Origin of the sequence: Corynebacterium sp. MSK218, assembly GCF_030232655.1 — a bacterium.
Classification (GTDB): Bacteria; Actinomycetota; Actinomycetes; order Mycobacteriales; family Mycobacteriaceae; genus Corynebacterium.
The window spans coordinates 25,880-49,652 of sequence record NZ_JASPGN010000016.1 but is presented as its reverse complement, the minus strand read 5'-3'; the positions used below and the strand labels follow the sequence as shown (position 1 = coordinate 49,652).

At 59.8% G+C, this 23,773-nt stretch carries 18 protein-coding genes and 1 tRNA gene; 5 read left to right on the top strand and 14 right to left on the bottom strand.

Going from position 1 to position 23,773, the window contains the following annotated elements; all coding sequences use genetic code 11:
• Positions 1-15 precede the first annotated feature (15 nt).
• Genes QP922_RS11660 through QP922_RS11645 form a run of 4 tightly spaced genes read right to left on the bottom strand, consistent with a single transcriptional unit; the run spans position 16 to position 10,355 of the window.
• Positions 16-2,895, bottom strand: coding sequence for a hypothetical protein (locus QP922_RS11660; RefSeq protein WP_284809661.1), 2,880 nt, complete (start codon positions 2,893-2,895; stop codon positions 16-18).
• The gene (locus QP922_RS11655; protein ID WP_284809660.1) at positions 2,895-6,563 is read right to left on the bottom strand and encodes a tubulin-like doman-containing protein; all 3,669 of its coding nucleotides are present in this window, start codon (positions 6,561-6,563) and stop codon (positions 2,895-2,897) included. Before QP922_RS11655 ends, QP922_RS11660 begins: the two co-directional genes overlap by 1 nt.
• Before the next feature lie 58 nt (positions 6,564-6,621).
• The gene (locus tag QP922_RS11650) at positions 6,622-9,705 is read right to left on the bottom strand and encodes a VWA domain-containing protein (protein ID WP_284809659.1); all 3,084 of its coding nucleotides are present in this window, start codon (positions 9,703-9,705) and stop codon (positions 6,622-6,624) included.
• A complete protein-coding gene (locus QP922_RS11645) occupies positions 9,705-10,355 on the bottom strand; it encodes a hypothetical protein (RefSeq protein WP_284809657.1) in 651 nt (216 codons plus the stop codon). The genes QP922_RS11650 and QP922_RS11645 overlap by 1 nt, the downstream gene beginning before the upstream one ends.
• A 436-nt stretch (positions 10,356-10,791) precedes the next feature.
• Here QP922_RS11645 and QP922_RS11640 point away from each other — a divergent pair, with 436 nt between their 5' ends.
• Together QP922_RS11640 and QP922_RS11635 are read left to right on the top strand one after the other, a co-directional pair.
• Positions 10,792-11,526 carry a queuosine precursor transporter gene (locus QP922_RS11640; RefSeq protein WP_284809655.1) on the top strand — a complete coding sequence of 245 codons (735 nt, stop codon included), beginning with the start codon at positions 10,792-10,794 and terminating at the stop codon, positions 11,524-11,526.
• Positions 11,527-11,706: 180 nt separating this feature from the next.
• Complete coding sequence (locus tag QP922_RS11635; protein ID WP_284809653.1) at positions 11,707-12,450, top strand: sortase family protein; 744 nt, start codon at positions 11,707-11,709, stop codon at positions 12,448-12,450.
• On the opposite strand, the gene tgt is transcribed toward QP922_RS11635, so the two are convergent.
• Entirely contained in the window at positions 12,438-13,721 is a 1,284-nt protein-coding gene (gene tgt, locus QP922_RS11630; RefSeq protein ID WP_502869614.1) for a tRNA guanosine(34) transglycosylase Tgt, read from the bottom strand. The genes QP922_RS11635 and tgt overlap by 13 nt on opposite strands.
• 6 nt (positions 13,722-13,727) lie before the next feature.
• The gene (locus tag QP922_RS11625; protein WP_284809651.1) at positions 13,728-16,160 is read right to left on the bottom strand and encodes an MMPL family transporter; all 2,433 of its coding nucleotides are present in this window, start codon (positions 16,158-16,160) and stop codon (positions 13,728-13,730) included.
• A 455-nt stretch (positions 16,161-16,615) separates the two neighbouring features.
• On the opposite strand from QP922_RS11625, the gene QP922_RS11620 reads away from it, so the two are divergent.
• Entirely contained in the window at positions 16,616-16,951 is a 336-nt protein-coding gene (locus QP922_RS11620; protein WP_070564224.1) for a hypothetical protein, read from the top strand.
• A gap of 45 nt (positions 16,952-16,996) precedes the next feature.
• On the opposite strand, the gene QP922_RS11615 is transcribed toward QP922_RS11620, so the two are convergent.
• The gene (locus QP922_RS11615) at positions 16,997-18,247 is read right to left on the bottom strand and encodes an MFS transporter (RefSeq protein ID WP_070564221.1); all 1,251 of its coding nucleotides are present in this window, start codon (positions 18,245-18,247) and stop codon (positions 16,997-16,999) included.
• 111 nt (positions 18,248-18,358) lie between these two features.
• Here QP922_RS11615 and QP922_RS11610 point away from each other — a divergent pair, with 111 nt between their 5' ends.
• Positions 18,359-18,526 carry a hypothetical protein gene (locus tag QP922_RS11610; RefSeq protein ID WP_010188407.1) on the top strand — a complete coding sequence of 56 codons (168 nt, stop codon included), beginning with the start codon at positions 18,359-18,361 and terminating at the stop codon, positions 18,524-18,526.
• A gap of 48 nt (positions 18,527-18,574) precedes the next feature.
• Here the strand turns inward: QP922_RS11610 and QP922_RS11605 are convergent.
• The 4 genes from QP922_RS11605 to QP922_RS11590 all read right to left on the bottom strand — a co-directional run bounded on the left by QP922_RS11605 (position 18,575) and on the right by QP922_RS11590 (position 20,029).
• A tRNA-Ser gene (locus QP922_RS11605) sits at positions 18,575-18,665 on the bottom strand.
• 91 nt (positions 18,666-18,756) lie between these two features.
• Entirely contained in the window at positions 18,757-18,954 is a 198-nt protein-coding gene (locus tag QP922_RS11600; RefSeq protein ID WP_193628839.1) for a CsbD family protein, read from the bottom strand.
• A 93-nt stretch (positions 18,955-19,047) separates the two neighbouring features.
• Complete coding sequence (locus tag QP922_RS11595) at positions 19,048-19,491, bottom strand: nucleoside deaminase (RefSeq protein ID WP_284809672.1); 444 nt, start codon at positions 19,489-19,491, stop codon at positions 19,048-19,050.
• A 34-nt stretch (positions 19,492-19,525) separates the two neighbouring features.
• The gene (locus tag QP922_RS11590; RefSeq protein WP_239187064.1) at positions 19,526-20,029 is read right to left on the bottom strand and encodes a tRNA adenosine deaminase-associated protein; all 504 of its coding nucleotides are present in this window, start codon (positions 20,027-20,029) and stop codon (positions 19,526-19,528) included.
• Between the two features lie 39 nt (positions 20,030-20,068).
• On the opposite strand from QP922_RS11590, the gene QP922_RS11585 reads away from it, so the two are divergent.
• Entirely contained in the window at positions 20,069-21,097 is a 1,029-nt protein-coding gene (locus QP922_RS11585; RefSeq protein WP_284809648.1) for a prephenate dehydrogenase, read from the top strand.
• Between the two features lie 405 nt (positions 21,098-21,502).
• Here QP922_RS11585 and QP922_RS11580 read toward each other — a convergent pair whose 3' ends face one another.
• From QP922_RS11580 to QP922_RS11570, 3 genes are read right to left on the bottom strand one after another with little or no spacing between them, the layout of a single operon-like run.
• Positions 21,503-21,691: a hypothetical protein gene (locus QP922_RS11580; RefSeq protein WP_201828809.1), complete on the bottom strand. Its 189-nt coding sequence runs from the start codon at positions 21,689-21,691 to the stop codon at positions 21,503-21,505.
• 11 nt (positions 21,692-21,702) lie between these two features.
• A complete protein-coding gene (locus tag QP922_RS11575) occupies positions 21,703-22,851 on the bottom strand; it encodes a trypsin-like serine protease (RefSeq protein WP_284809645.1) in 1,149 nt (382 codons plus the stop codon).
• Positions 22,851-23,756: a DUF418 domain-containing protein gene (locus tag QP922_RS11570; RefSeq protein ID WP_284809643.1), complete on the bottom strand. Its 906-nt coding sequence runs from the start codon at positions 23,754-23,756 to the stop codon at positions 22,851-22,853. Before QP922_RS11570 ends, QP922_RS11575 begins: the two co-directional genes overlap by 1 nt.
• Positions 23,757-23,773: the final 17 nt, after the last annotated feature.

Sequence of the window (23,773 nt, the reverse complement as noted above, 5' to 3'; positions counted from 1 at the left end):
TTAGATCAATCTTCCCTAGAAGGTTTCATCGAGGTCCGACAAGTCCGGAGTCCCCTGCTGACCAAACACGGGGTTAGCATTCGAGCCCTGCTGCCACGGCGCACTCTCCTGGGTACCACGTGAGTCGCTTGGCGCATCGGTCTGTGCTGGCGCTCCGAAACCCATGTGGCTGGTGTCATCCAGCTCATCGAGGGACAAGTCCGCGGTGTTGTCATAGGTATGCGCACCAGGGACGGAATCAGGGATGAGGTACTTGAAATCAGTGATCTTGCCGTACTGCACCACCGTGACCGAACGGGAAAGCTGACTGGTCAGTGCGGTTTGACTATCCACTTCCACAATGCGAGTGCGGGAGCCGTCAATCTCGGTGTAGCCCTCAGCGCCGCCAGCACTAGTCAACGCATTGGGGCTGAAGGCCTGCAAAGCGCCCTTTTCCTGATTCATGCCGGCGAGGAACTCGCTCGTGCTCTGGCTCCGGGCGCCTCCTTCCTCACGGAAGGTGACATGGCCCAGGTACTGCTGCAGACTGCGCGACATGCGCGGATCCGTGATGACCTTCTGCCACTCTTGCTGCTTCAAGTCGCGGTCCTTCATATAAGGGTGATCAAGGTTGCGCGAGAGGTTATCCAACGCAGTACTCGAACCGAGACCAGCCATTCCCCACATCTCATTGAGCGCCACGGCCGTGTGGCCAGTGCGGTTGCGCTCAAAGGTGTTATTCATGTCATCCAACATGGACTTCAGCGACCGGTGCGCCCACTCCGTTTGGAAAATATGGGAACGAATCTCATCCGTCATGCGCACAGCATCGTCACGGTTGAGCACGGCCTGGGCAATACGAGCGTTCTCCGGCAGACCCGACTGCGGAGTACGCAGGTGATCGCTCGAGGTTTCCTTGCGGCCGAATGGGGCGTAGATAGCACGGCCCAACAAGGCAGACCAGCTCAAGAACTGGTTGTAGGCATTGGAAATGCGCGCGATTTCCGCCGAAGATGTTGCCAGGTTCTGCGCTGCAATCTCTTGGTTTCGGGCAAGAAGCTTGCGGCGTTGCACGTAGTCAAAAATATCTCGCTGAGCCTTGGTAAACACCGCCCACGAGCACAGGAGGAAAAACAGAATCGCCACAATGACGCCCACCACATACCACGGCCAATCAAACCACTGCAGGTACTCACCGAGCGGCAGATCCTGGTTGTAGCGGCCAGCCACCATGTAGGTCAGAAGCGCAAGGAACACGAAGAGGACAACCCACATCGTGCGTAGCTTGCCGGTAAGAGCTTTGTTTTCTGCGTTGAAGTCACGTGCCTGGAAGCTGTTGGCCAGCTCCTGCAGCTCGCGGGCCATAGCGTGTGCCTCACGATATTTCTGCTGAGCATGGCCCAACTTATCCCACAGTCCCTGGCCTACCTTCCATGCAAAGGTGGTGCTGTTCTTCGCACGCCAGGAAGCAAACTCATGCTTCTTGCGGCTGACGGCTTCGTTACGGGTCTGCTGACTCGTGTACTCGATGTCGGCGGCGAAGCGTTCTGCGCCTACTGGGTCGAAGGGAGCCACCGTTGCCTGTGACTCATGCGTGTACCCCAAGGTACTGGTCATGAGTGGATGGAAGCCGTGGAAGGAAGCGCTGACATCCTGCACGGACTGGCCACCGTACTGCACGATGTACATGTTGCCCTGGTTATTGCGAAGCCCCTGGGTATCAATACTCTCGCGCCAGGAACCATCAACCAGTCCGAGCGCATAATCGTGATAGGCCTCCCAGGTGTGGGACAGCTGCGGCTCTTGGCCCAGCGAGAAGTGCTGTTCCTGTGCCACGCGCATCGTGTGTTCGCTGGCTTGGCGCAGTTCATCGACGCTGGTGGCACCGCTCCCCTTGCCAGAGTGCCCTGCCAGCACAACCTCAACACTGGAATTCTCGCCGTACAGCATCTTCTGGAGGAACGTGGCGGCGTTCTTGTTCATGGCACCGCGCTGGCCCTCGACCCAGTCCTGAGGCTTGCCGACGACCGTTGACCAGTACAGACGCAGATTATCTTTGAGCGCTGCCCAACCACTGACCTTGTGGGACTGTAGTTCCTCATAAGCGGTAGGTGCGCTCACCAGTGGGGAGATCTGCTGGTCAATGAACATCTTGGCGCACTGATCCGTGAGTTGCTCAGGGTTTGCGTAGTGCACAGCACGGGAAATGTTGTTGACCTGCGGCTGCGGAAGACGCTGAGTGGGGTCAAAGACGGCTTTCTTGACCTTGTCCTCAATGTCACTGGCGTCGATCGTGCGGTGGAAGGCACGCACAAGCCGGAAACGCTGGCGGTCACCGGTTTCGATGACTCGGTGTGTATCGGGGTCCAGCACGGCCGGCTCCGGCATGCCGCGCCACAGGCCGAAAATGCTGGCCACAGCAGGAGCAGCAAACTGTGCGAGCTCGAAACCATCCTTGGTCCGCTTGATGGGGCGAATCCGTGAGGAGGCCGGGGTTCCACCTTCTTCCGGGGAAAGCACGAGGTTGCTCCATCCCTGCAGCGGCATTACCTCAACGTTGTCCATCGGCAAGGCGGACAGCAGCAGACGAACGCGCAGGTTTGAGGCCTGAATCAGGCGCTGGCCGACTGCACTGACCCACTCCGTGAGCTTGTTAGCGTCCTGCGGTTGTTCAGCATCCATCGGATCAATGGTGGCGAGGAGGACGTCACCGGACAAGCCGCGGAGGGCATCATCAAGCGTCGACAAGCGCGCAGTGCCCTCCTCCGTAAAGGAACGCACAACCGCTCCGTTGGTGGGGTGCGCGTAGTCGATCCATACGAAGTCTTGTAGGAGGCCGACGGCACGCAAATCGCTCAACCGCGAGCGGATATCATCCGCAGTCGCGCCGTGCCCGAAGATAATTACGTTCGTCATTAGAAGGTGTCATCCAGATCGTTGAGGTTGAATTCCGGTGAAGTGGTCTGCCCGAAATCTGACTCTGAGGTACGTGCCTGCGGGCTTGGCTGCGCCACGGGATTCTCGGCCACGGTCTTGGCTTGGTCCAGGTAGTTGCGGATAACCGGCACCATGGCGATAACGTCTTCGGCCAAGTCGCGGTAGTACGGCGTCATGGATGCCACCTCGCGGGAGCGAATCTCTGCGAATGGCTTGTTCGCGCGGCCCTGACCTGGCAAGGCGTTGGTGTGGCCCGGAACGAAGTGATCAGCACCGCGTGCGAACTTGTCCAACTCCGCGACGAAGGTTTCGTAGCGATCCTGGATGGACGTGCCCACCGTGCCGCGGTTCGGCACTTCACCAGACGCAAGGAACTGCGCCAAACGGTGGACTACCGGGTGCGTTGATGCGCCGGAGTGAGCGAAGTCGAGTCCGTCGTCGAAAAGCCCGCGCAGCAACTGGTACGGATACAGCGATGATGCGAAGCCGTGAGGGCCGTTCTCCTGCACCTTGGCGTATGCGATGAAGATGGATTCCAGTACCGAGGACATCCAGTCCGACTTCTTGATCATGCGGCGCGGCGAGATGAGCATGGGGTTCGGGAAGTCGACCCAATTGTTCACGCCACCATCAGTGTCATCAAAGATATGGGCCGCGGCGTTGCTGGCGTCTGGGTTGGAGATGTACACGCGCCCGGTGATGCGGCCAATGATCCAACCGGCAACCATGGCCTGGCGCTCGGTCTCCGTGAGCGGCAACGCTGCCGGGAGCGGGCGGGTTCGGCGTTCCGACCACCAAGAACCATCGAAGTTGTCCTGCTTCTCAATGTCCTTGGCGATGTAGTTAAACATGGAGGAGAAGACAATCGGCGAGTAGTTCGGGTAGGAGCCGAAAATCTCGATGTGCTGAACATGATCCGACATGTTCAGGGAGTTGCGGAGAGCAACCGAGGACGGGCCGTCAATCTCCGGGCGGTTGAGCACGGACTCCAGCTGCGCAGCGATACCGCTCTCTGCGGAGCCGAGCTCAGCAAATGGGATATCGGAGAATGAGTAGGTGTACTGCACTGACTTGCCATGGATGCGCTGGACCATGTCGTCATTGACAGCCGCCAGCGGGCGGGCATAGCTCAGTGCCAACTGGAAGGCCTCCACGAAGCGGCGCTGGCGCTCTGCGTGCTCGACCTCGTTGATGTCTGGGGTCAGGGTGAGGTAGCGGCGGAGGTCGACCGAGTTGAACTTCTGGAACTCGTAATCACGACGGTTAATCCACTGGCGGGAGCGCTCGAGCAGATCCGTTGGACGAATCTTGGCGTGGTAGTGCGCACGCTGGGATTCACGGGACTCACCAGTCTGCGGGTGACGCGACAGGTACTTAGAAACCCAACCAGCACGGTTGGAATATGCATCGTTCGTGTGCTTCTGCGGTGCCAAAGTGTCATTCGGCGCTTGGGCCGCGTCGAGGGATTCCCACTCACCGCGAATAACGGAACGCACTGCGAAGGGATAAGCCTGCTCATAGTTGGTGACGTCCGCCGTGGACTGCTGGCCCTGGATGGTGCGCAGCATCTGATCCTTGTAGTCAACGATGAAGGAGTTGACGTCCGTGAGCATGATTTCGTTCTCGGCACCCTTGAAGCGGGTTTCGACAACCTCATCAATTTCCGTCGGCCATGCGTTGACTTCATCGGTGCGCACATCCGCAAGCTTGTTGGTTTCAGCGCGCTTGGACACTGCCTTCTCTAGCACGGCGTGGGCATCTGCCAGCTCGCGCTTGAGGTGGAAAAGGTTCTCGTCGGCATAATCCTGGAGAACATCCTTGAGCAGGTGTGCGATGGCCATGAGCGCATAGCTGTAGAACTGGTTGTAGTACAAGCCCATGAGTGCATTAACCGTCGGCGTCGGGTCCGTCATCTGGCCCTTACCGGTCAGCGGGCTCAGGATGGGATCCGCGCCCTCCGGCTTCGTCAGCACGCGGGTGTTTTGGTAGTAACCGGAGTACTCTCCTAGGACCGGCATGAGACGGTCGGAGTTCGTCAACACATCCGTAATCTTCGAGAGCATTTCGCGCACATAAGGCACGCCGACGGCCGCCAGCTCGCCCTCGACGGTGGCCAGCACGCTGTCAGTGAAGAAATTGGCGTAGCGGTAGACAATGTCATACGCAGCGTTGTTCAGTACGGAGGCAATCGCCTGTTCGTTGCGTGGGTCAGCCATGTTGCCTTCGAACTCGTCACGCCACTCGTTGACGTTACGGCCCTGGCCTACCGGGATGTAGTTCTGCAGGTACTTCGTTGCGCTATCCGCAGCCTGCTGAGCCTGGCCACCGAAAACGCTGTTGAGCCAGTTCCAGACGCTGCCGCTATCAATCTGACCGCCGTGCGCCCAGGACGGATCAAGAGTAATGGAGCTAAAGGCGTTGGGCAGGCGCTCCTCTAGCTTCTTAGCAATCTGCATCTCACCGGCTTCGGGGTTCTGCGGATCGAGGTGGCCGTTGAAGAGACGCTCAAAGGCGCTGCGAGCAAGACGCTGAGAGGAGTACTCGGCGAAACGGTCACGACCCATGGATACCTGGGCATAACCAAGAGAACCCCAGGGCAGGCGGCCCCATGGGGTACCACCGGTAGGGCTATCCCAACCGAAGAAACGGCGGCCGCCGTCACCCGCAGGGGTATTGGTCAATGCGTAGGAAACGAGGTTGTCGCTGGCCTTTGTGGATGCCATCAGGCCGGCCAATGCGCGGCCAAGACCACGATAAATGGACATGGCAGAACCATCGCCGAAACGTGCGCTGGTGGTGCCCATCTTGGAGCCAATCGGGAAAATTCGGCCGAAGGTCTGGCCCTCCGGCGGGTTACCCATATCGAAGGCTTCGAAGATGGCACGGTCATGCTTGCTGGAATTACCCATCTGGGCTGCCACGACTTCACCAAACATGGCCAGGGAGTTCGGCCAGGCGCCAGCCATGTCATCGGCCTTGTTATCGGAGAATATCTCCGGGGTGTACATGAAGACGAGGGTGCCCTGCGGATTCACATTCGGAATAGTAGTGAGCACGCGGCACACATCAAGGAACATCGAGGCACCGGCACCGCCCGCCATGGAGGAGACCACGAGGACGACCGGCTGGGAGTCACCAGTGTCAGAATCCAACTTGGTCTGCTTGTAATTCAAGCGGTTGAGTTCTTGGATTGCTTCCTGGGTGAACATTTCATCCACCGCTGCCTTGAGGGACTGGCGAATCTCCTTGAGGTGCGGCAGGGTCAGCATGCGGCCGATTGCGCGGTACTGGCCGGCACCATCAGCAAGCTTGACGTCATTGGACGCCGGGTTTCGGGTAGCCCAGGTGGCAATTTCACCGAGCTTGCCGGAGCGGCCGAGGATGCTGGATACTCCCTCGTCGAAGGTGTTGTAGTTCTGACGCGAACCAATGCCGACGTACTGGCCGCCGTTTTGAGTCACGTTGGGCAGTTTCTGCGGGCCGGCTTCCTCCTCAAGAGGCACGTCGATGTTGACGAACTGCCACGCCTTGGGCAGTTCGGTCATGTCCGGGTCAATGCTGCGCAGCTCCGCTTTGAGCTGATCCATCATGAACGCCAGGGTCTTGGCGCCGGAGCCACCGCAACCGACGACGAGGAACTTCTTCATCTTTAACTACCTTTCGAAGGGGCTTCGCTTCTGTGCTGTTGTGTGGTGCTAAACCGACTTAGTTCCGGGGTCCGAACCCGGGGTTCGGGGGAAAGCCGCCGTTGTTACCAGGGGTACCAGGATTGTTCGGGCGTTGCTGTCCCGGTTGACCGAACCCGGAGCCACCAGGCTGTCCTGGACCGCCTGGCTGATTCGGACGCTGTGGCTGGCCGAAGCCCTGTCCACCACCGAATCCTGGCCCTCCACCAAAGCCAGAGTGGCCGGGCTGATTCGGGCGGCCCGGCTGGCCGTGCTGCGGCGGGGTCTGCGGGGACGGTCCCGCAGGTTGCGAGGAACCAAAGCCACCGCGTTGCGGGGTATGTGGTTGACTGCCCTGGTGCGGAGCTCCTTGTGGTCCAGGCTGTGGGCCACCTTGCGGGCCCCACGGGCCCTGTGGAGCAGATGGTCCTGGCTGACCGGTGGGGCCAGACGGACCACCCGGTTGCTGAGGTGGGGTCTGCTGCCCTGCTGGCGGCGGGGACTGCTCCTTCTCAGCAGGGAACGCTACTTGGTCAAAGAGCGGCAGTGCCTGTCGGCTGATTTCCTTCGACATCTCGTCGTACTGGCTTGCTTGTGCCAGCGTATCGACGGTCAAGACGATCTCACCGGAGTCGCGGTCCTTCTGGTTACCAACAAAGAACCACTCATTCTGAATGGCCAGCGGCAGCACTGCGCGGTAACCGGACTTCTTGCCCTTGCCGGAAATTGTGCCGTCACGCTGAATCTCTACGTGCGCGGCAGTAAAGGGGCTCAGCCCCATCTTCACCTTGGCTTCATTGCGGCCCAGCTGAGCTGAGCGTGCCGAGGTCTCCACCGGTACTGCGCCCTGGAACTCATCCTTGCTCACGGCAAATGGACGGCCATTATCGGTGCGAACCAGGTTGGCCCCGTCGCGCTTGACCGGAATGGTCTTAACAAACATGCGTGGCTTTTCTGGAATACGACCAGAGAACCACTTCATGAAGTACAGGATGGCCAGCGGAATGAGCAGTGCAAGCAGAACTGCAAGAACAAATGCCAAGCCAAATGCGGACTTGCTCAAAGGAGCGCTCATGGAGCCCTGCAAGGTCAGCGGCAACTCCATCTGCTCGTTGTCTTCTGCTGACTGGAGATTAATTACCGGCTCCACGCGCAGCGGACCGTCAGCCATATTCTCCACGCTCAAAGTCACCGGAATGGTGGCTTTCTCGTCCTTGGACAGCTCCAGTGCAGAGTCCTCAGAGTTGTTCTTCGAGGACACAGCGATGGAGGACACTCCTCCAGGCAGCATGGCGTCTTCGGTATTCACTGTCTGGTCTGCAACCCACACCTTGCCCGGGCCGGTCACAGGGACGTCGACGGTAATTTCTTTCTCCGTCATCGTAATGGTCTGCGCCGAGCCAACAGTGGGCATGTTCACCGGAGTAATAGTCAGCGGGGTTTCGGCATTGATGGGATCCAGCTTGGAACCTGGACGATCCTTCGTGCCCTTCGTAGTGATGTCCACGCGAGTGACCAGCTGACCAGAGGCAGCGTTTTCTACTTGATCGAGCGGAATATCGACAGGCTGCCCATCAGTAATCGGGGCGTTGTCCACGAGAGTGACCGGGGAACCTTCCTCCGGTACGAACTCTGCGTGCAGCGTGCCCTCGCCCTCTAGCGTGCGGGCCTCACCTTTGCCGTCCACCAGTTGGCCCTTGAGTACCTGGTCGGAGTTAATTCCTCCTTCAACCTTGGTGCCATCCTCGCGCTTGAGGTCAAGGGTGAGACCGGGGACCATGACGACAGACGCAAGGTACTCGCCATCAGTGCCTTCAGCTACCTTGTAGCCGAAGGTCCATGCGCCAGCCCAGTCATCGCCATCCTTTTCCATAGCGATGTCCACCATGCCCGGCAGCTTATTGTTTTCGGTCACGGAGACCTTCGCGCCGGCCACCTTGGTGGTATCAGTGTGGAGCTCAACCACTTCACCATTGGGGCCGGTCAACGTGGGAATAAGGGTGCCTTCCTCCACCGAATTCTTCGGTACTGCAGACAGGCGCACTGGGGAGACGGAGTCATCCAGAACGAAGTCGAATTGGTCCTTCAGGTTTCCGTCTTTAGTCACACCACCCGAAGTCGGGATGAGATTTCGGAAGGCAGCGAACAAAGCCGCGGGGTCCTCACCAGCATCAAAGAACGCACCGTTCGGGGCACCTTGGCCACAGTCCTCGCCTTCTGCCATGCGTGTCAGCTGGCTAATCTGGTCCTGCGCTTCGGCAGCAGGAACCAGGCCGACATTAAAAAGGCGAATGTTCGAGTTGCGGAAAGCAGTTACTGAAGAATTAACCTCACACAGCTTGTCTTGTGCGCCCTTCAGATCATGTGCTTCGGCATCGGTGTAGTACTTGCCATCGGTAAAGAACACGATGGCCCGGCAATTGCTGCTCTCATGAGACGCGAATTCCTTGAGCGCACCTGAGTACGCAGCGCCGTAATTGGTTTCCAGATCAGAGACTCGGTCTTCCTGACGAAACTTCTCCAGCTCGCTGTCCAGGGCATCTTCCTTACCGGAGACGTTGGTCCAGCCGCCGTATTCGGCAGGGTCACTGTAGTACTCAGAACCGAAACCAGCGAGCTTGACGTTGATGTCGGCGCCGTTATCCTCGCCGAGGTTAGCCAGCTGCTTCACAATGTCCGCCGTAGCATCCACGCGGAAAAAGTCAGCATCCGTAGGCGTTGAGCCTTCGTAACCAACGAGCGACGCCGATTGGTCCAGAACAAAAAGCAGGTCCGCGGATTTCTCGCTCGCGATACACGAGCCGAAGTCAGACAGGTTCTTTTGGGAGACTTCAGAAAGCTTGGACTCAGAACCGATACCTTCGCGGTGTTCCTCCGGAGCAGGCTTGTCCTCTGGGTGCTCGTCAGTTTTGTGGTCGCCGTTGTCCTCTGGGTGGTCTTCGGGTTTGTCGTCCGGATTCCCTTCCGGATTATCCGGCGCGGGTGCATCCGGAGCCGGAGGCGCCCCAGGAGCTGGTGCATCAGGAGCCGGTGGGGCTTCTTGCGCTACGGCTCCCAAGCTACCGCCGAAACCGGCAATCATCGCTGCTGCGGACAAAGCTAGTGCACGAGTGAACTTCTTCATTAGGCGCCAACCGCCTTTCCTACATAGAAGGCGATTTCCACCGCAGCGACAATGACGAGAAGGAAACTACCACCCATAATGACGCGGTAGAGCAAGGTTTGTGTGGTGTCCTCAATGTAGAAGGTCTCTGCTTGCCGCTGCGTGTTCTTCAAGGTGTACAGGCCCAAAAGAACAAAGGTAACGATGCCCGCCAGCAGCCATCCAAAGATCGCGAGGCCAAAGTACAGGCCCTGCGTCGGCGAAGCAACGAGGGGCGCCACGATAAGCAAAATCAGCGCAATAACTGCAGACACACCTGCTGCGATGAGCAGTGACCACGGTCCCTTCGTCGGCTCGCTCGGCGTTGCGACCTGGCGGCGGAAGTCCGGGGTTGGGGAGGACTGGCCAAAGCCATCCGACGAGCCCGGCGCGCCAAAGCCCGAACCGGAACCGGAACCAAAGCCGGAACTTGGGCCCGTGCCTGCGCTCTGCACTGAACTGGGGTTAGGGTTCGGGTTCTGCGTCGGATTGGGAACACCAAATCCGCCGGATCCACCGGGCGCACCGAACCCAGAGCCGGCGTTGTGTCCTGCGCCGGGGTTCGGCGTGGGCGCACCTTGTGGAGGGCGCCCGCCAAACTGTGGTGACGAACCTGGGGAACCAAATGTCATAGCGATACCTTCTCTATAACGGTGTTTGCCCCGACCGACCTCCCTCTCCTCCCTGCATAAGTGCGTAGAAGACAAAGAATCAGCCGGAGTGCTGAGAGCATTGAGATATAAGGTAGTCGCAGTCTCGGACACGTTCTTCTCGTGCTGACCTAAAAATTCGAACGCGCCCGAATTTCTTCGAGCGCTCAGCAAGCACAGCAGACAAGAAACGTGCAGGGAACACGACAACACTGCAAGCAAAAGAATGCCATAGTATGGCCACCTTTTCTGCCCAGTTCAGATAACTTTCTGACTAATAACCTCTTAATGGATCCCAAAAACAACCTGCTCATCTGCAGTTTTCGTTCGCAATGACACCACAGGGATTACTCCCCAGTAGTAGCGCTTGATCCACCCCATTTCTAGTTCCCCCATCTTCATGGAAAAATGCTGTGTCATGACAACTCAATCGGCAACCGCAACCACCAAATCCGGTGGCGAGAGCATCCGATTCATCCCGGTACATTCCACTCTGTACCCGTGGCTGGTCACGGTGTTCGTCGTCACGTTCCTCATCTCGAACATCAACGCCACGAAGGGCGTCCAGCTGGGCCCGCTCATTACCGATGGCGCCTTCTTCCTCTTCCCTCTTGCCTACATCGTGGGCGACGTTCTCTCTGAGTGCTACGGCTTCAAGTCCACCCGCCGCGCTGTCTACATTGGCTTCGCCATGGCTATCCTTGCCGCGCTCTCCTTCTACATCGCCATCTGGCTGCCCGCCGCGGACTTCTACGAGGGCCAAGAAGCTTTCCAAGCAACTCTCGGACTGGTTCCGCAAATTCTTGCCGCCTCCTTGGTCGGCTACGTTGTGGGCCAGCTGCTCAACTCCTTCACCTTGGTGAAGATGAAGGCCCGCTCGGGCGAGAAGGGTCTCATTGCCCGCCTTGTTGCTTCCACCGTCGTCGGCGAGTTCGGCGATACCCTGTTGTTCTGCGCCATCGCAGCGCCCGTCATCGGTATCGATTCCTTCAGCGGCTTCCTGAATTACGTCATCGTGGGCTTCTTGTGGAAGACCGCCTGCGAGGTCATCATGCTTCCGCTGACCACGCTGGTTATCTCCTGGGTCAAGCGCCGCGAGGACTACGTGCCTATCGACGAGGCCGAAACCTCTACGGCAGCGCCGTCTAAATAGCAGCGCCCCGTCCCGAACTTTCACCCCCTTGGCACGCACTGTGCTGAGGGGGTCTATTTCTCTCTTCCTTTCATCCATCATGAGTAATACGATGCATTCACAGTGACAAAGGAGAATTAATGGCTGCAGAGGACTCCGGCGAGAGGTTTAGCCTCGATGAGGTCTTAAAGGACATCTACGATGCATAAGCATCTACGAACGTCCCTCCTCCCTTTCCTTGGCCTGACCACGGCCTTAATCCTTGTGGCGTGCTCGGGCGCCGAGGAAGTCACCACGTCGTCTGAAACGACGAGCGGCGCGGCCGCGTCGGAGTCGATGACGGTGAGCAGTGAGACGTCGCCAAGCGCAGCGCCCAGCACCACCCCTACCCCGCCGCCGCTGAACCAAGGCCCGGCGCCCGCCCTGACCGGCACGTTTGAGATGGACGGCCCAGCTACCATCACTGGCGCTACCTACGATTCAATGCCTTTCGTCCTGCCCCTCAACCCCGCCGGGCCACAGGAGACGATGGTGCGCTGGGTGCAAGACTGGGGTGAGTCACCCGCCACGGCAGAACAGGGCACCACCTACGTGTTGGGCCATGCGTGGGGCCAGCAGAAACTGGTGTTCAACCCTTTCTCTGAGGTGGTCACCGCCAACGTCGATCTGAGCAACCCCACCACCGTGGAGGGCCTCGACGGGGCGCAGGTGCAGCGCTTTGCGACGTCCACCCTCAACGGCTCCCACATCCGCATGACCTCCGAGGGCGGTGCGGGCCGCGAGTGGATCGTGGATAACGCCTTCCTCATCCCCAAGGAACAACTGGGCAGCGACGCCGACCTCATGGATACCGACGTGCCTGGGCGCATCGTACTCATCGCCTGTGCGGTAGACGGTGCCTCAGACTTGGAGTACAACGTCATCGTCACCGGTCACTTGGCGTAATAACGCCCCATAAACTCATCGCGATAAGCCTCGTAATAGCCACCATCGATGGACTCCCGGATGTTATCCACCAGACGAATCATGAACTCCAGGTTGTGGATAGTGCACAGCGTGCCGGCCAGGAATTCCTTGGCTTTGAGCAGGTGGTGGATGTAGGCGCGGGAGTAGTTCTGCGAGACGTAACCACCGAATTCCTCATCCACGCCAGCAAAATCCCGCTTGAAACGCGCATTGGTGAGGTTGAGACGTCCGTCGAGGGTGTAGACGCCACCGCGGCGCGCCAGGCGGGTCGGCGCCACACAGTCAAAAGTATCGGCACCAGCCTCAACGGCGGTAAAAATATCATCCGGTTCAGAGATCCCCAGCAGGTGCCGGGGCTTATCGACGGGCAACTCATCGCATACCCAGCCCACAATCGTGCCCAGGTTCTCCTTCTCCAATGCGCCACCGATGCCGAAGCCGCCGAAGCCGCGACGGCCATTCGCCTCGGCACGATCGGAGAGCTCCACCAGCCCGCGCGCGGCCTGGCGGCGCAGGTCCTCATACTGCGCTCCCTGGACCACGCCCCACAGGGACTGGCGCGGCTTCTGCGGACCGCGGGCGAGCGTAAGGCGGTCGTGCTCATCGAGACAGCGCTGCGCCCAGCGGCGCGTGCGCTCCACGGATTCCTCCTGGTAGGTACGGGTATCCACGAGCGTGGTGAGCTCGTCGAAGGCAAACATGATATCCGCGCCCAAGCCATGCTGGATCTGCATGGAGACCTCCGGGGTAAAACGGTGCGTGGAGCCGTCGATGAAGGATTTAAAGTCCACACCGTCCTCATCCACTTGCGCCATGCGCTCTTTCTTGGCCGCACGGATGTCGGAGTCCGTCAGGTCTGCCACGTCCATGGCGAGTACCTTTTTAAAGCCCACGCCGAGTGACATGACCTGGAATCCGCCCGAGTCGGTATAGGTCGGCCCATGCCAATTCTCGAAGGCGGCCACGCCGCCGGCCTCGTCCACGATGTCGTGGCCCGGCTGCAAGTAGAGGTGATAGGCGTTGGACAGGATGGCTTGCGCTCCGGTCACACGAATCTGCTCCGGGGTCAGCGTTTTCACCGTGGCCTTGGTGGCCACCGGGATGAACGCCGGGGTCTGGATATCTCCATGCGGTGTGTGAATAACACCGGTGCGGCCGTGCTTTCCCGGTTGTGCTGGACCGCTCAAGTCCATCTCCTTCTTTACGTCGAAGGAAAGGTCGGTCTCCAGCAGCGGCTTAGGGTGAGTCATAGGGAACTATTCTACGGGCTGCTCTGCTTTACCTTCCGCTTCACGGGATGCTGCCGCGTGTTTGCGCTCCCACTCTTCCTCGAGTGCGGTGCCCTCGATGTCCAGCTGCGGAATCAACTTGTCCAGCCATTTCGGCATCCACCAGGTGGTGTGCCCCATGAGGAACATGGTGGCGGGGACGAGCGACATGCGGACTAAGAAGGCGTCGAAAAGCACGCCCGCTGCCAGCGCAAAGCCGAAGATCTGGATGAAGGGCAGGGGCTGGCTGATAAAGGCCACGAAGACGGAAATCATGATGATGGCCGCGGCGGTGACCACGCGGGCACCGGCGGTAAAGCCGGCGATGGTGGCCTCGTCGTTGGCGTTGTACTTGCTGTACTGCCCGCCGCTGCCCTGCGGGAAGCGGGAGAAATGCTCGCGCATGCGGGTGACCAGGAAGACCTGATAGTCCATGGCCAGGCCGAAGGTCACGCCGATGAGGAAGATGGGCATGAAGGAAATCAGCGGGCCCGGCGCGGGCACCAGGCCGGTGAGGCCGTCCTGCCACACAAGCACGGTCAGGCCGAAAGCGCCGCCGACGGAAAGCAGGAAGCCCAGGCCCGCGACCAACGGGACCAAGATGGAGCGGAACACCGCCAAGAGCAAGATAATGGCCAGGCCCACCACGATGGCGAGGTATGGCCCCATGGCCCCTTCAAGGCGCTCGGTGATATCGAGCTGCACCGCGGTCAGGCCCGTCATGCCGATCTCGGCGCCGGTGGCATCCTCCAGCTCCGCGCTAGCCGTGCGCAAGGCGGAGGCGGTGCCAATCGTGGCCTCATCCGTCGGCGCTGTGGTGGGGCTGACCATGATCTGCGCGGACTTCATGTCTTTGCTCACGCCCACCAGCTGGGCGTGCTTAACGCCGCCCACCTGGTTGAGGCGCTGTACGGAATAGATGAAGGAGGAAAGCGCGGCCTTCTTCTGCTCATCTTCTTCGCCTTCTTGGCCCTGGATATAGGGCTGTAGCGCCGCGGATTCCGGGTTGGCATTGGCGCCATCCACGATCACCAGGAAGGGGCCGTTGATGCCGGGACCAAAGCCTTCGGAGAGCAGGTCCGCCGCCTTGCGCTGGGTGGTATCCGGGTTGGAGGTGGTATCCGCTGGCAGGGCCAGCTCCATGTGCAGGACCGGGGCGGTCAAAGCTCCGAGGCCGAGCACCACCAAGGCCATGACGATGCCAGGGGCGCGCTGCACCGTGCGCACCCAACGGTTGCCCATCGTTGCTTTCGTGCGGCGCGGGCGGCGCTTCGTGGGGTTGCCGGCCACGCCGGGGATGCGCCCGGCGAAGGCCTTATCACCGAGCAGGCCCAGCATCGCGGGCACCAAGGTCAGCGCGACGAGCACTGCCATGAAGACCGTGCCCGCAGCGGCCAGGCCCATGGCGGTGAGGAAGCTAATGCGCGCCACGAGCAGCGCGAAGAGCGCGATGAAGACCGTCGCGCCGGCAAAGACCACCGAGGAACCCGCCGTGCCAACGGCCATGCCGGCGGCATCCGGCCCATCCATGCGGGAGCGCTCCTGCCGGTAGCGCGACATGATGAACAGCGCATAGTCGATGCCCACGGCCAGGCCAATCATGACGGCCAGCACCGGGGTGAGGTTGTTCAGCTCAATCCAGTGGGTAGCGATCATGACGCCCATCGCGCCCAGGCCCACGCCCACGACCGCGGAGATTAGCGGCATGCCCGCGGAGGCCAAGGAACCGAAGGTAATAATGAGGACGATAAACGCCACGGCCAGGCCAATGACCTCAGAAATCGAGTTGACCTGGATTTCATCACCGAAGCCCGCGCCGCCGGCCTCTACTTCCAGACCCGCCGCACGGCCGATGTCCATGGCCTCATGGACCACATCTTTATCCGCAGGGTCTACCGAATAGGGGCTTTCCGCATCAAAGTCGAAGGTGGTGTAGGCGATGGTCTCATCGGCATTGACCATGGCCAGGTTATCGGCATCCGCCCGCGCGGTCTCCTCCGGCAAACCCATGGAGGTGAACTGCTCGATGACCTGCTGCTGAAGTGCTGGCGATACCTCAAGCGGGTTACCCCAGCGCTGCTGGCTGCCCTCCGGGATGTCCAAGCCCTCAGCAATGTGGTGCACCACGTCCCCGACCGCTTCCTTATTCTGCGGGTCACTGAGCTTCTGCCCTTCCGGGGCCTTGAAGACGAGGTTGACCGACGGCGCATTGGCCGGGTTACCGTTCTCCGGGAAGAGCTCCACCGCGCGGCGGGTGGCATCAATAGCGGGCGTGCCGCTGATGGAGTACTCCGTGGTCATCGGCTTCATCAAGCTCAAGGTCGCTCCGCCTGCAGCCGCCACGATGAAGATCCAGGCGATGATGACCTTCCATCGGTTGATGTAAGACCAGCGGCCTAGGTGGTAAAGCAGCTTTGCCACGGAAATTCCCCTTCACATGCGCGATTATTGCTCGCGGAAGCTTTGGTGGTGGACATGAATGTGCACCAGTTTAACCAGTTGGGCTGTGAAGCCCTAACGGTATCGCACGCCCAGCTGGGCACCAGGATGAGATGAAAGCGCCGCGAAAAGAATCATTCCAAGCGGGGGTACCGGCAGTAAAGACCAGCAGATCCTTCGCAGCGAACTGGTGTACTAAACCATCATCCCCCCAAAGTCTTTCCTAGGAAATCCCAAGCAATACTAACTACAGTCCCAAGACCAAGGGCTTTCCGTCCGCTTAGATGAAGACATCGCATGAGCAAACGACAAGCCGCTTAAGCCAGTTCAACGGGAGTAGGTATATCTTGACCTCATTAGAGGACCCCCACCTTCGGTTTGATCCTGTCATCTCCAGAACCCTAAGTTTGACGGGCGATTCATCGAAATTGGAAGTGATGGCTAAGACATTCCTCGCGGTGTCTGCTCCATTCCTCGAAGAGATTCCTCCGGAAATCATTAATCGACTTAGAGAATCCGAGTTCTCCAAAAATCTCGAGAGCGCGGAGCGATGGCTCAAGGCGAGTGATGAGAGAACCCATCAAGCACAAATAGACCAAGAACCAGATGAATTGATTATCCACTATGGCAAGGTATCTGCCCTTGCAGAGGCTGCTTGCTGCATTGACCCATCCAATGTGGACAAACAAAATTTGTTCTACTTCTTGATGAGCCTGAGCTCGGTGGTCGTCGATCCACAAGTAATCATGGCTAGACAATTCAATGAGGCCTAAGCTCGCACATAGCCAATTGCACACCTGCGATGTGTACCTACTTCATTACAAAGGAACAGCACCCTCAGCCATATCTGCAGTACGTGGCGAACGCGCCACGGGCAAGAACGACGCAACGGCTGCGACTACCAACGCAGCTGCCAAGGCAACCGCCGCAACACCAGGCTGAGAAGAAAGTGCCGCGAAAAGAATCATTCCAAGCGGGGTACCGGCGGTAAAGACCAGCTGATCCTTTGTAGCGAACTGGTGCACCAGACCATCATCTCCCAAAGACTGCCCGAGAGAATCCCACGCAATGCCTGCAGCAGTCATCAACAAGGACGCAGCGGCACCAACTGCGGCGATGAGCACGAAGACAGAGGAGAATGCCAAAGCCAGGATCTGCCCGGCCAGAAGAATCAGCATCAGGATTTGCAGGGTACTAAAACGAACCCGATCTAATGCCTTCAGAATTGTTGCGGCTGAGCCAATCAGCGAACCGACCGCAAGCGCAGTTGCCATAAACCCCCAGGACTTTTCGTCGAAATTATTCATAATCCATGTAGGTCCAGCGCTTCCCAGGAAGCCGTTGACAATTGCCGCGACCAGCCAAGTGCCGAGCCCTACCCGCACCCAGCTCGGGAGCGTTGGGGACGTAAGAGGCCTGTTCGGACTCGATGAACCTGCGCTGTCCGGTCCTGGTTCAGCCGCTGCGACATTAGAGCTTTCGCCTGCTGGTTCTCTGCGTACTGAGAGAAACGGAAGAACAAAGAGCATGGCCACGAGGAAAGTGGCGCCGTCGATAAGCAATACCGTGTTAAACCCCAAGGTGAGCACTGCCGCTGTACCGATGAGGGGGCCGGCGATAAACAGCACATCACCGAGCATCGACAGGGTTCCGTTGACGCGGGTGCGCTGCTCATCGGAAAACAGCTGCGACAAGAGGCTAAACCTTGCTGGCCCAAAGAATGACGAGGCACAACCGTACACGCAGCTTGAGAGCGCGAACGCAGCAATGGAATCGCCGCGAGCAACCACCCACGCCACGAGTCCCCACTGCGCCAACATCCGAACGACATCACTACCCAGCATCCAGGTCACTGGCCGGTGAGGTGGCGGCAGCTTTCGGACCACTAAAGAACTGACGAAGCGGCCCGCCCACAGCGCGATAAGCACCACCGTCAAGCCGCGCCCCGACGGATCTACTCGGTGCGCCTGAAGCGCAAAAGCAATCGGGATGAGGCCGTCACCTAACCCAGAGACGACAGCGGCTACGAAGACGAGCGAGAACGAAGTTTTAAAAGAAAGACTATGCATCAATCCCAACATCTTATAGTGTTCTGAATCATAGTATTTAACTATAGAGAGTCAGGGCACACCTCTCGCCCAGTCAAAGCTTTAACCGCTGAAGTGCTTTAGGAGACCCCCATGTCCACTTTCGTCATCGTTGCCGTCGCGGCCATCCTGCTCATTGCCATCCCAGCAGGCATGATGAGCCGGCGGATTCACAAACGCACGGAAGACCACGACCCCGAGGCACGCCAAGCCGCGCTGGATTTCCAAAGAGATGTTGATAGAGGGCGGGCCGGCTTCTAAAACATAAAAAGACCGGCACCCCAGAGCTAAAAACTGGAGTGCCGGGTGTGGCGGTGGCGGCGGGATTTGAACCCGCGGTTGGGGGTTACCCAACATTCGCTTTCGAGGCGAACACCTTCGGCCGCTCGGACACGCCACCGCGTTCCAGATTACGGGAGTCATCCCGAGTGACAAAATCGCTGCCCACACCATACGGCGGGGACAGCGATTCAGCTATTTGAGGCTATGAATTAGTCCTTGAGGCCACCGATGACCTCGTTGGCCTTATCCTTGACGCCCTCAACGGCGTCGGAAGCCTTCTGCTTAGCCTCGGAGGTGACCTGGTCGGCCTTGCCCTCGTTCTCCAGCTTCTCGTTATCGGTCAGGCCGCCAGCAGCTTCCTTAGCCTTGCCGACGAACTCGTCCTTCTTGTTCTCAAAATCACCCATGGTTTTCTCCTTTATTCTCTACTCTTTCACGTGGGCCACCCAGCCTACACCCGAATTGCAAGGCAGCTCCGGGGCCACTAACCAATTCAAGGGCTAAGCGCCACTGCCACGCAGACCCCCGAAGAAGCCCGTGAGCAGCTCCGCGCATTCTTCCTCCAGCACACCGCCGCGTACCTCGGGAACGTGGAGGGCGCCGGGGGCGCGGAGGACGTCGACAAGCGAACCGCACGCCCCCGTCTTCGGCTCAAAAGCACCAAAGATCACTGAGGACACCCGGGAAGCTTGAATCGCGCCCGCGCACATCGCGCAGGGTTCCAAGGTGACAACCAGCTCGCAGCCTTCCAGCCGCCAGCCATCGCCATGCACACGCACCGCCTGGCGGATAGCTTCCACCTCTGCATGCGCGGTGGGGTCATTGAGCTGCTCGCGGCGGTTAACGCCGGTGGCGAGTTCGTTGCCGGAGGCGTCGTAAAGCACGGCGCCTACCGGGATATCCCCCGCCGGCGTGGTGCGCACGACCTCCAGGGCGCGGCGCATGCGGGCCTCCGCGCGCACCAGCCCCGCCGCCGGTTTAAGAGTCATCCGAGTCGAGGCCGTCGATGAAATCCTCCAGCTCGTCACCGAAGCCCAGCTCGCCGGCGATGCGCAGGAGCATGTCGGAAGGCCAGTCCTCATCGTTATCAATGATGTAGCCCACCTGGTCCTCATCGAGGCCGAGGTCAGCGAAGATATCGAAATCGCCATCACCGTACGGGTCGGCGTCCTCCCACTCGTCTTCGTCCAAATCCGGGATATCGATATCACGCAAGTCGAGGAAATCCGCGGCGAAGTCGTCTTCGGCGGCATAGGTGGCGTCGGAAAGCAGCATACGCACATCCCCCGGAACCGGGCGCACGACGACGAAATAATCATCCTCCACGCACAACAGCGCAAAGGCCGCGCCCTCGGAACGCAGGTTGCGCACCGCCTTAATGGAGGTGTTGACGTTAGTGAAGTCGTCCTCGAAGGGGCGAATCACCCAGCCCTGCTCGTGGCGGGCGACGGTGATGGAAAAAGACAGATCGTCGTGGCTCATACCTCGTCAGATTAGTCGGGTTGTGCCACAATTGTCACCGTGAGTTCTCAAGATGTTCAACGCCCCGTCTGCATTATCGGCCTCGGCCTCATTGGTGGTTCCCTGCTGCGTGACCTCGCCGCGAGCAACCACTCTGTGTACGGCTACAACCACTCCACCTCCGGTGCCCGCATTGCTGTGAAGCAGGGCTTTGACGTTACCGATGACCTCCCCGCCATTCTCCGCCGCGCTGAGGAGGACAAGGCTCTCATCGTTATCGCGGTGCCGATGGATGCGGTGGCCTCAGTTCTTGACTCCATTCAGGAACACGCCCCGAGCTGCGGCTTTACGGACGTCGTCTCGGTGAAGGCGGAAATCCGTCAACTCGTTGTTGAACGCAATATGCACCCGCGCTACGTGGGCGGCCACCCCATGGCGGGTACGTCCAAGTCCGGGTGGGAGAACTCTCAGACCGGCCTGTTCAACCGCGCTGCCTGGGTTATTACTTATGACTACGCCGCTGAGTGCGAGGCTCGTGGCGAGCGTATCCCTGCGGAATGGGAGAAGATTTTCGCTGACGTTGTCCGCATGACGCAGATGGTCCACGCGGAGGCCGTGCCGGTTCGCGTGGCGAACCATGATGCTGCGGTTGCTCGCATTTCGCACCTGCCGCACGTGCTGGCAGAGACCCTCGCGGTGGTGGGCGATAATGGCGGCATCCTAGCACAGTCCCTAGCAGCTGGCTCCTTCAAGGACGGCACGCGCGTGGCCGGTACCCGCCCGGATCTGGTCCGCCAGATGTGTGAGACCAACGCGACTGCCCTGGTCACTGCTTTGGATGAGGCGATTGAGTTGATGCAGTCTGCCCGTGACTCGCTGGCTTCGGATAAGCCTTCCATCGCCGAGCTTGCCGACGCTGGCTACAGAGCCCGCACCCGCATCGAAGCCCGATCCGGTGCTCGTAAGGAATCCGTGTCTCCGGTCAAGATTTCTTCTCGCCCGGTGCTGCGCCTGCACCCAGGTGCACCGAATTGGGTAGCGCAGTTGCGCCAGACGGAATCCTTGGGTGGGCGCATCGAGATCTTCTAGCCGGCTGGTGGGCTTCCCGGCCCAACTTCTAAGCTCCAGAAGGGCCCTGCTCTGGAGTTCTTTCGACCCGCTGAGCACATTCCTGTCCTTGGTCGGCGGTTTCACCGTGCCCACACCGCTGCGGCACAAGGTCTCTTTAATACGGTCCCCTTGCTCTGGTCCCTTTGCAGTGCAAAGGGACCACTTACGGGCAGTTTTCCTTACTCAGATGGTCCCTTTAGTCAGCGAAAGGACCAAACTAAAGGGACCAATATAAAAGGACCATCTGCAACAGCTTGCCTCGCCCGTTCTGGCGGAGAGCATCAGCCGGAGGGCAGTTCTGTCCATAAAGCAGTTTTCAAAAAGCGTCTTGCAAATGGCATCGGCCGGACTGTGAAGTAGCATGCACGGCGGTGCGCGGGGTGTTTAGTCGCGGAACGTGTCATCGCGGCGCTTGCGAGCTTGGGACTCATCGCGCGTGATGCCGAGAAGCGGGTAGCCCATGAGGCCCGCTGCTAGGCCTACCGGCAATAACCACAACATGCCGGAGGCCAGCCACAGCACTAGGCCGAAAATGGCTCCGGCGATCAGACAGGGAATGAGTTTCTCCTTCATGGAGAAATAGCCTAGTTGGTGCGCTTCTCAGCGCCAGACTTGCGGTTAAGCACACGCGAGAAGATGGCGATCGCGATAAGTCCGACTACCGCGGTAATGCCCGCTGGCCACGCGACAAAGGCACTGACTTGCATCGTTGTTGGTGGCGCCGGGGAGTTGTCGGCATTAAGAACGCCGTCGGTATCGCGGCCGCTGATAACGTCCTCGATCCAATCGCGGACTTCGACCACCGACGTGATAGCAGCAGTCGGGGAAGGCAGGTCCGGATCTGCATTCGACGTGCCAGCGGTGGCCACGCCAACGAGGCGGCCGTCGACGAAGAACGGCCCGCCGGAGTCGCCGCCCTGCATGCCTTCGCCATTGAGGGACTTCACGTCCATGATGGCAGCGGCAATCATCGGCCCTACTCCCCCAAGCTCACTAGCTGGGATGCTTTCCGCGCCGCCTGGGCCCGAGGTGATGTCTGGCATTTCGCCGCCCTTCATCACCTGGGGAGCGTCGGGCGAACCAGGGGCGGGAGCGACCATTCCGCCAGGTCCGTTCGGTGCGGGAACGGCCATGCCGCCAGGAGCCATGCCACCGGAATCACCGGGCGCAGTCGCTTCTCCTCCTGGCGCTACCGGCGTCATTTTCTCGCCTGACTCGTCAGGGCTCGCCGGCGGGGTACCGCCGGATAGTAGTTCGCCGACTTCCATCTCGGCCATCGGCAGCTGACCCTTGCGGGCCATGCGGGAGCTGCTGCTCCAGCCATAGAAGTGGCCTTTGTCGCCGGCGGTGGGAACCGCATCCGCGAGCTTGGCGGGCTTGACGCCCTCGACGGGTTCGGTCAGGTGCATAAGGCCGGCGTCGATAGTCGGTGAAACCGCCCAGGAGTCCACGTCATACACGCGGGTGTCTTTACCCTGGCCAAAGCGGGCCTGCGAGCCCTCGTTGTTGACGGATTCGAGGCAGTGGCGGGCGGTCAGCACCCACTGCTCGGCCACCAGCGTGCCGGTGCAATCGCCAAAGTTGCCGATCTTGCCCATGCGCAGCGCAGCCACGGCAGCGCTTTCCTCCGACTGGGGAGCGGGCTGTGCAAACTCCAAGGCCATAGCCGGCGCAGTGCCTACCCCCACGACTACAAAGCTGGCCAGGGCAGAAGTTATCTTTCGTGCCTTCATTACGCGGCTACCTCCTTGATTGCCCAGGCCACGGCCCTTTCAGCCGGGCCTTTTCCGAAGAACTTCTTCCACAGCGCGCTCATCAAAAGGAATGCGAGCACAAAGCCTGCTGACGCCATGGTGTTGTGCAGCGAGATGTGTGCCTGCCAGTAGCGAGCCGTGAGAATGTGCAGGATATAAATGGTCAAGGACATCGAGCCCAATGCCGCAAAGGGGAAGGTCAGGCGCGGCAGCTGTCGGCCAATGATCAGGCACAGGTGCAGCACGACCGCGGTGACCGCCACGGAGAGAAGGATTTCACCAAGCACACCCGTATGCCCGGTAAAACGCAGCCAGCCGGGGATTTCCGGGTTGAAGCGCTGCCACAGACCGATGCCGGTAACGACGACGGCCACCGCGGTCGTGATGGCTTGGGTGCGGGTGGAGCGGGTGAGGTAGACGTCGTAAAGCAGCATGCCTGCCACCATGTACGCCAGGAACGCCACGAGGGGATAGACCTGCGGGAGGGTGTAGGGCGCGTAGAGCACCGTGGCGCCCGCAGTGGCCAGCGCAAAGAGCAGGACCTTCCAGCCGGTGGCCAGCGGCGGCACCCAGGCGGTGAGAGCCATGGCCACGCCCATGACCACGAGCACCACCTGAATCTCACCGCCCACGGGCAGCAAGGCCACGCCGATGAGCATGACCAGCAGGCCGCGCGCGACCAGCTTGAGGAAGACCCGCAGCGAGTAATCGCGGGCAAGAATCATCATCGTGGTACCTGCGATAATGGCGAAGCCCGCCGCCGGCAGCCCGGAGAGCACCACTTTGGTGCTCCACACCAGGTTGGCCATGTGCAGAATAATCATCCCGATGATGGCCAAGGAACGTGCAATATCAAGGCCCACTATTCGGGCACGCGCTGACACCTATTCATCTCCTTGCA

Excerpts from the sequence above, each read along its gene's own strand:
- QP922_RS11660 (WP_284809661.1), bottom strand. The coding sequence starts at position 2,895 with ATGACGAACGTAATTATCTTCGGGCACGGCGCGACTGCGGATGATATC.
- QP922_RS11655 (WP_284809660.1), bottom strand. The coding sequence starts at position 6,563 with ATGAAGAAGTTCCTCGTCGTCGGTTGCGGTGGCTCCGGCGCCAAGACC.
- QP922_RS11650 (WP_284809659.1), bottom strand. The coding sequence starts at position 9,705 with ATGAAGAAGTTCACTCGTGCACTAGCTTTGTCCGCAGCAGCGATGATT.
- QP922_RS11645 (WP_284809657.1), bottom strand. The coding sequence starts at position 10,355 with ATGACATTTGGTTCCCCAGGTTCGTCACCACAGTTTGGCGGGCGCCCT.
- QP922_RS11640 (WP_284809655.1), top strand. The coding sequence starts at position 10,792 with ATGACAACTCAATCGGCAACCGCAACCACCAAATCCGGTGGCGAGAGC.
- QP922_RS11635 (WP_284809653.1), top strand. The coding sequence starts at position 11,707 with ATGCATAAGCATCTACGAACGTCCCTCCTCCCTTTCCTTGGCCTGACC.
- tgt (WP_502869614.1), bottom strand. The coding sequence starts at position 13,721 with ATGACTCACCCTAAGCCGCTGCTGGAGACCGACCTTTCCTTCGACGTA.
- QP922_RS11620 (WP_070564224.1), top strand. The coding sequence starts at position 16,616 with ATGGCTAAGACATTCCTCGCGGTGTCTGCTCCATTCCTCGAAGAGATT.
- QP922_RS11615 (WP_070564221.1), bottom strand. The coding sequence starts at position 18,247 with ATGCATAGTCTTTCTTTTAAAACTTCGTTCTCGCTCGTCTTCGTAGCC.
- QP922_RS11610 (WP_010188407.1), top strand. The coding sequence starts at position 18,359 with ATGTCCACTTTCGTCATCGTTGCCGTCGCGGCCATCCTGCTCATTGCC.
- QP922_RS11600 (WP_193628839.1), bottom strand. The coding sequence starts at position 18,954 with ATGGGTGATTTTGAGAACAAGAAGGACGAGTTCGTCGGCAAGGCTAAG.
- QP922_RS11595 (WP_284809672.1), bottom strand. The coding sequence starts at position 19,491 with ATGCGCCGCGCCCTGGAGGTCGTGCGCACCACGCCGGCGGGGGATATC.
- QP922_RS11590 (WP_239187064.1), bottom strand. The coding sequence starts at position 20,029 with ATGAGCCACGACGATCTGTCTTTTTCCATCACCGTCGCCCGCCACGAG.
- QP922_RS11580 (WP_201828809.1), bottom strand. The coding sequence starts at position 21,691 with ATGAAGGAGAAACTCATTCCCTGTCTGATCGCCGGAGCCATTTTCGGC.
- QP922_RS11575 (WP_284809645.1), bottom strand. The coding sequence starts at position 22,851 with ATGAAGGCACGAAAGATAACTTCTGCCCTGGCCAGCTTTGTAGTCGTG.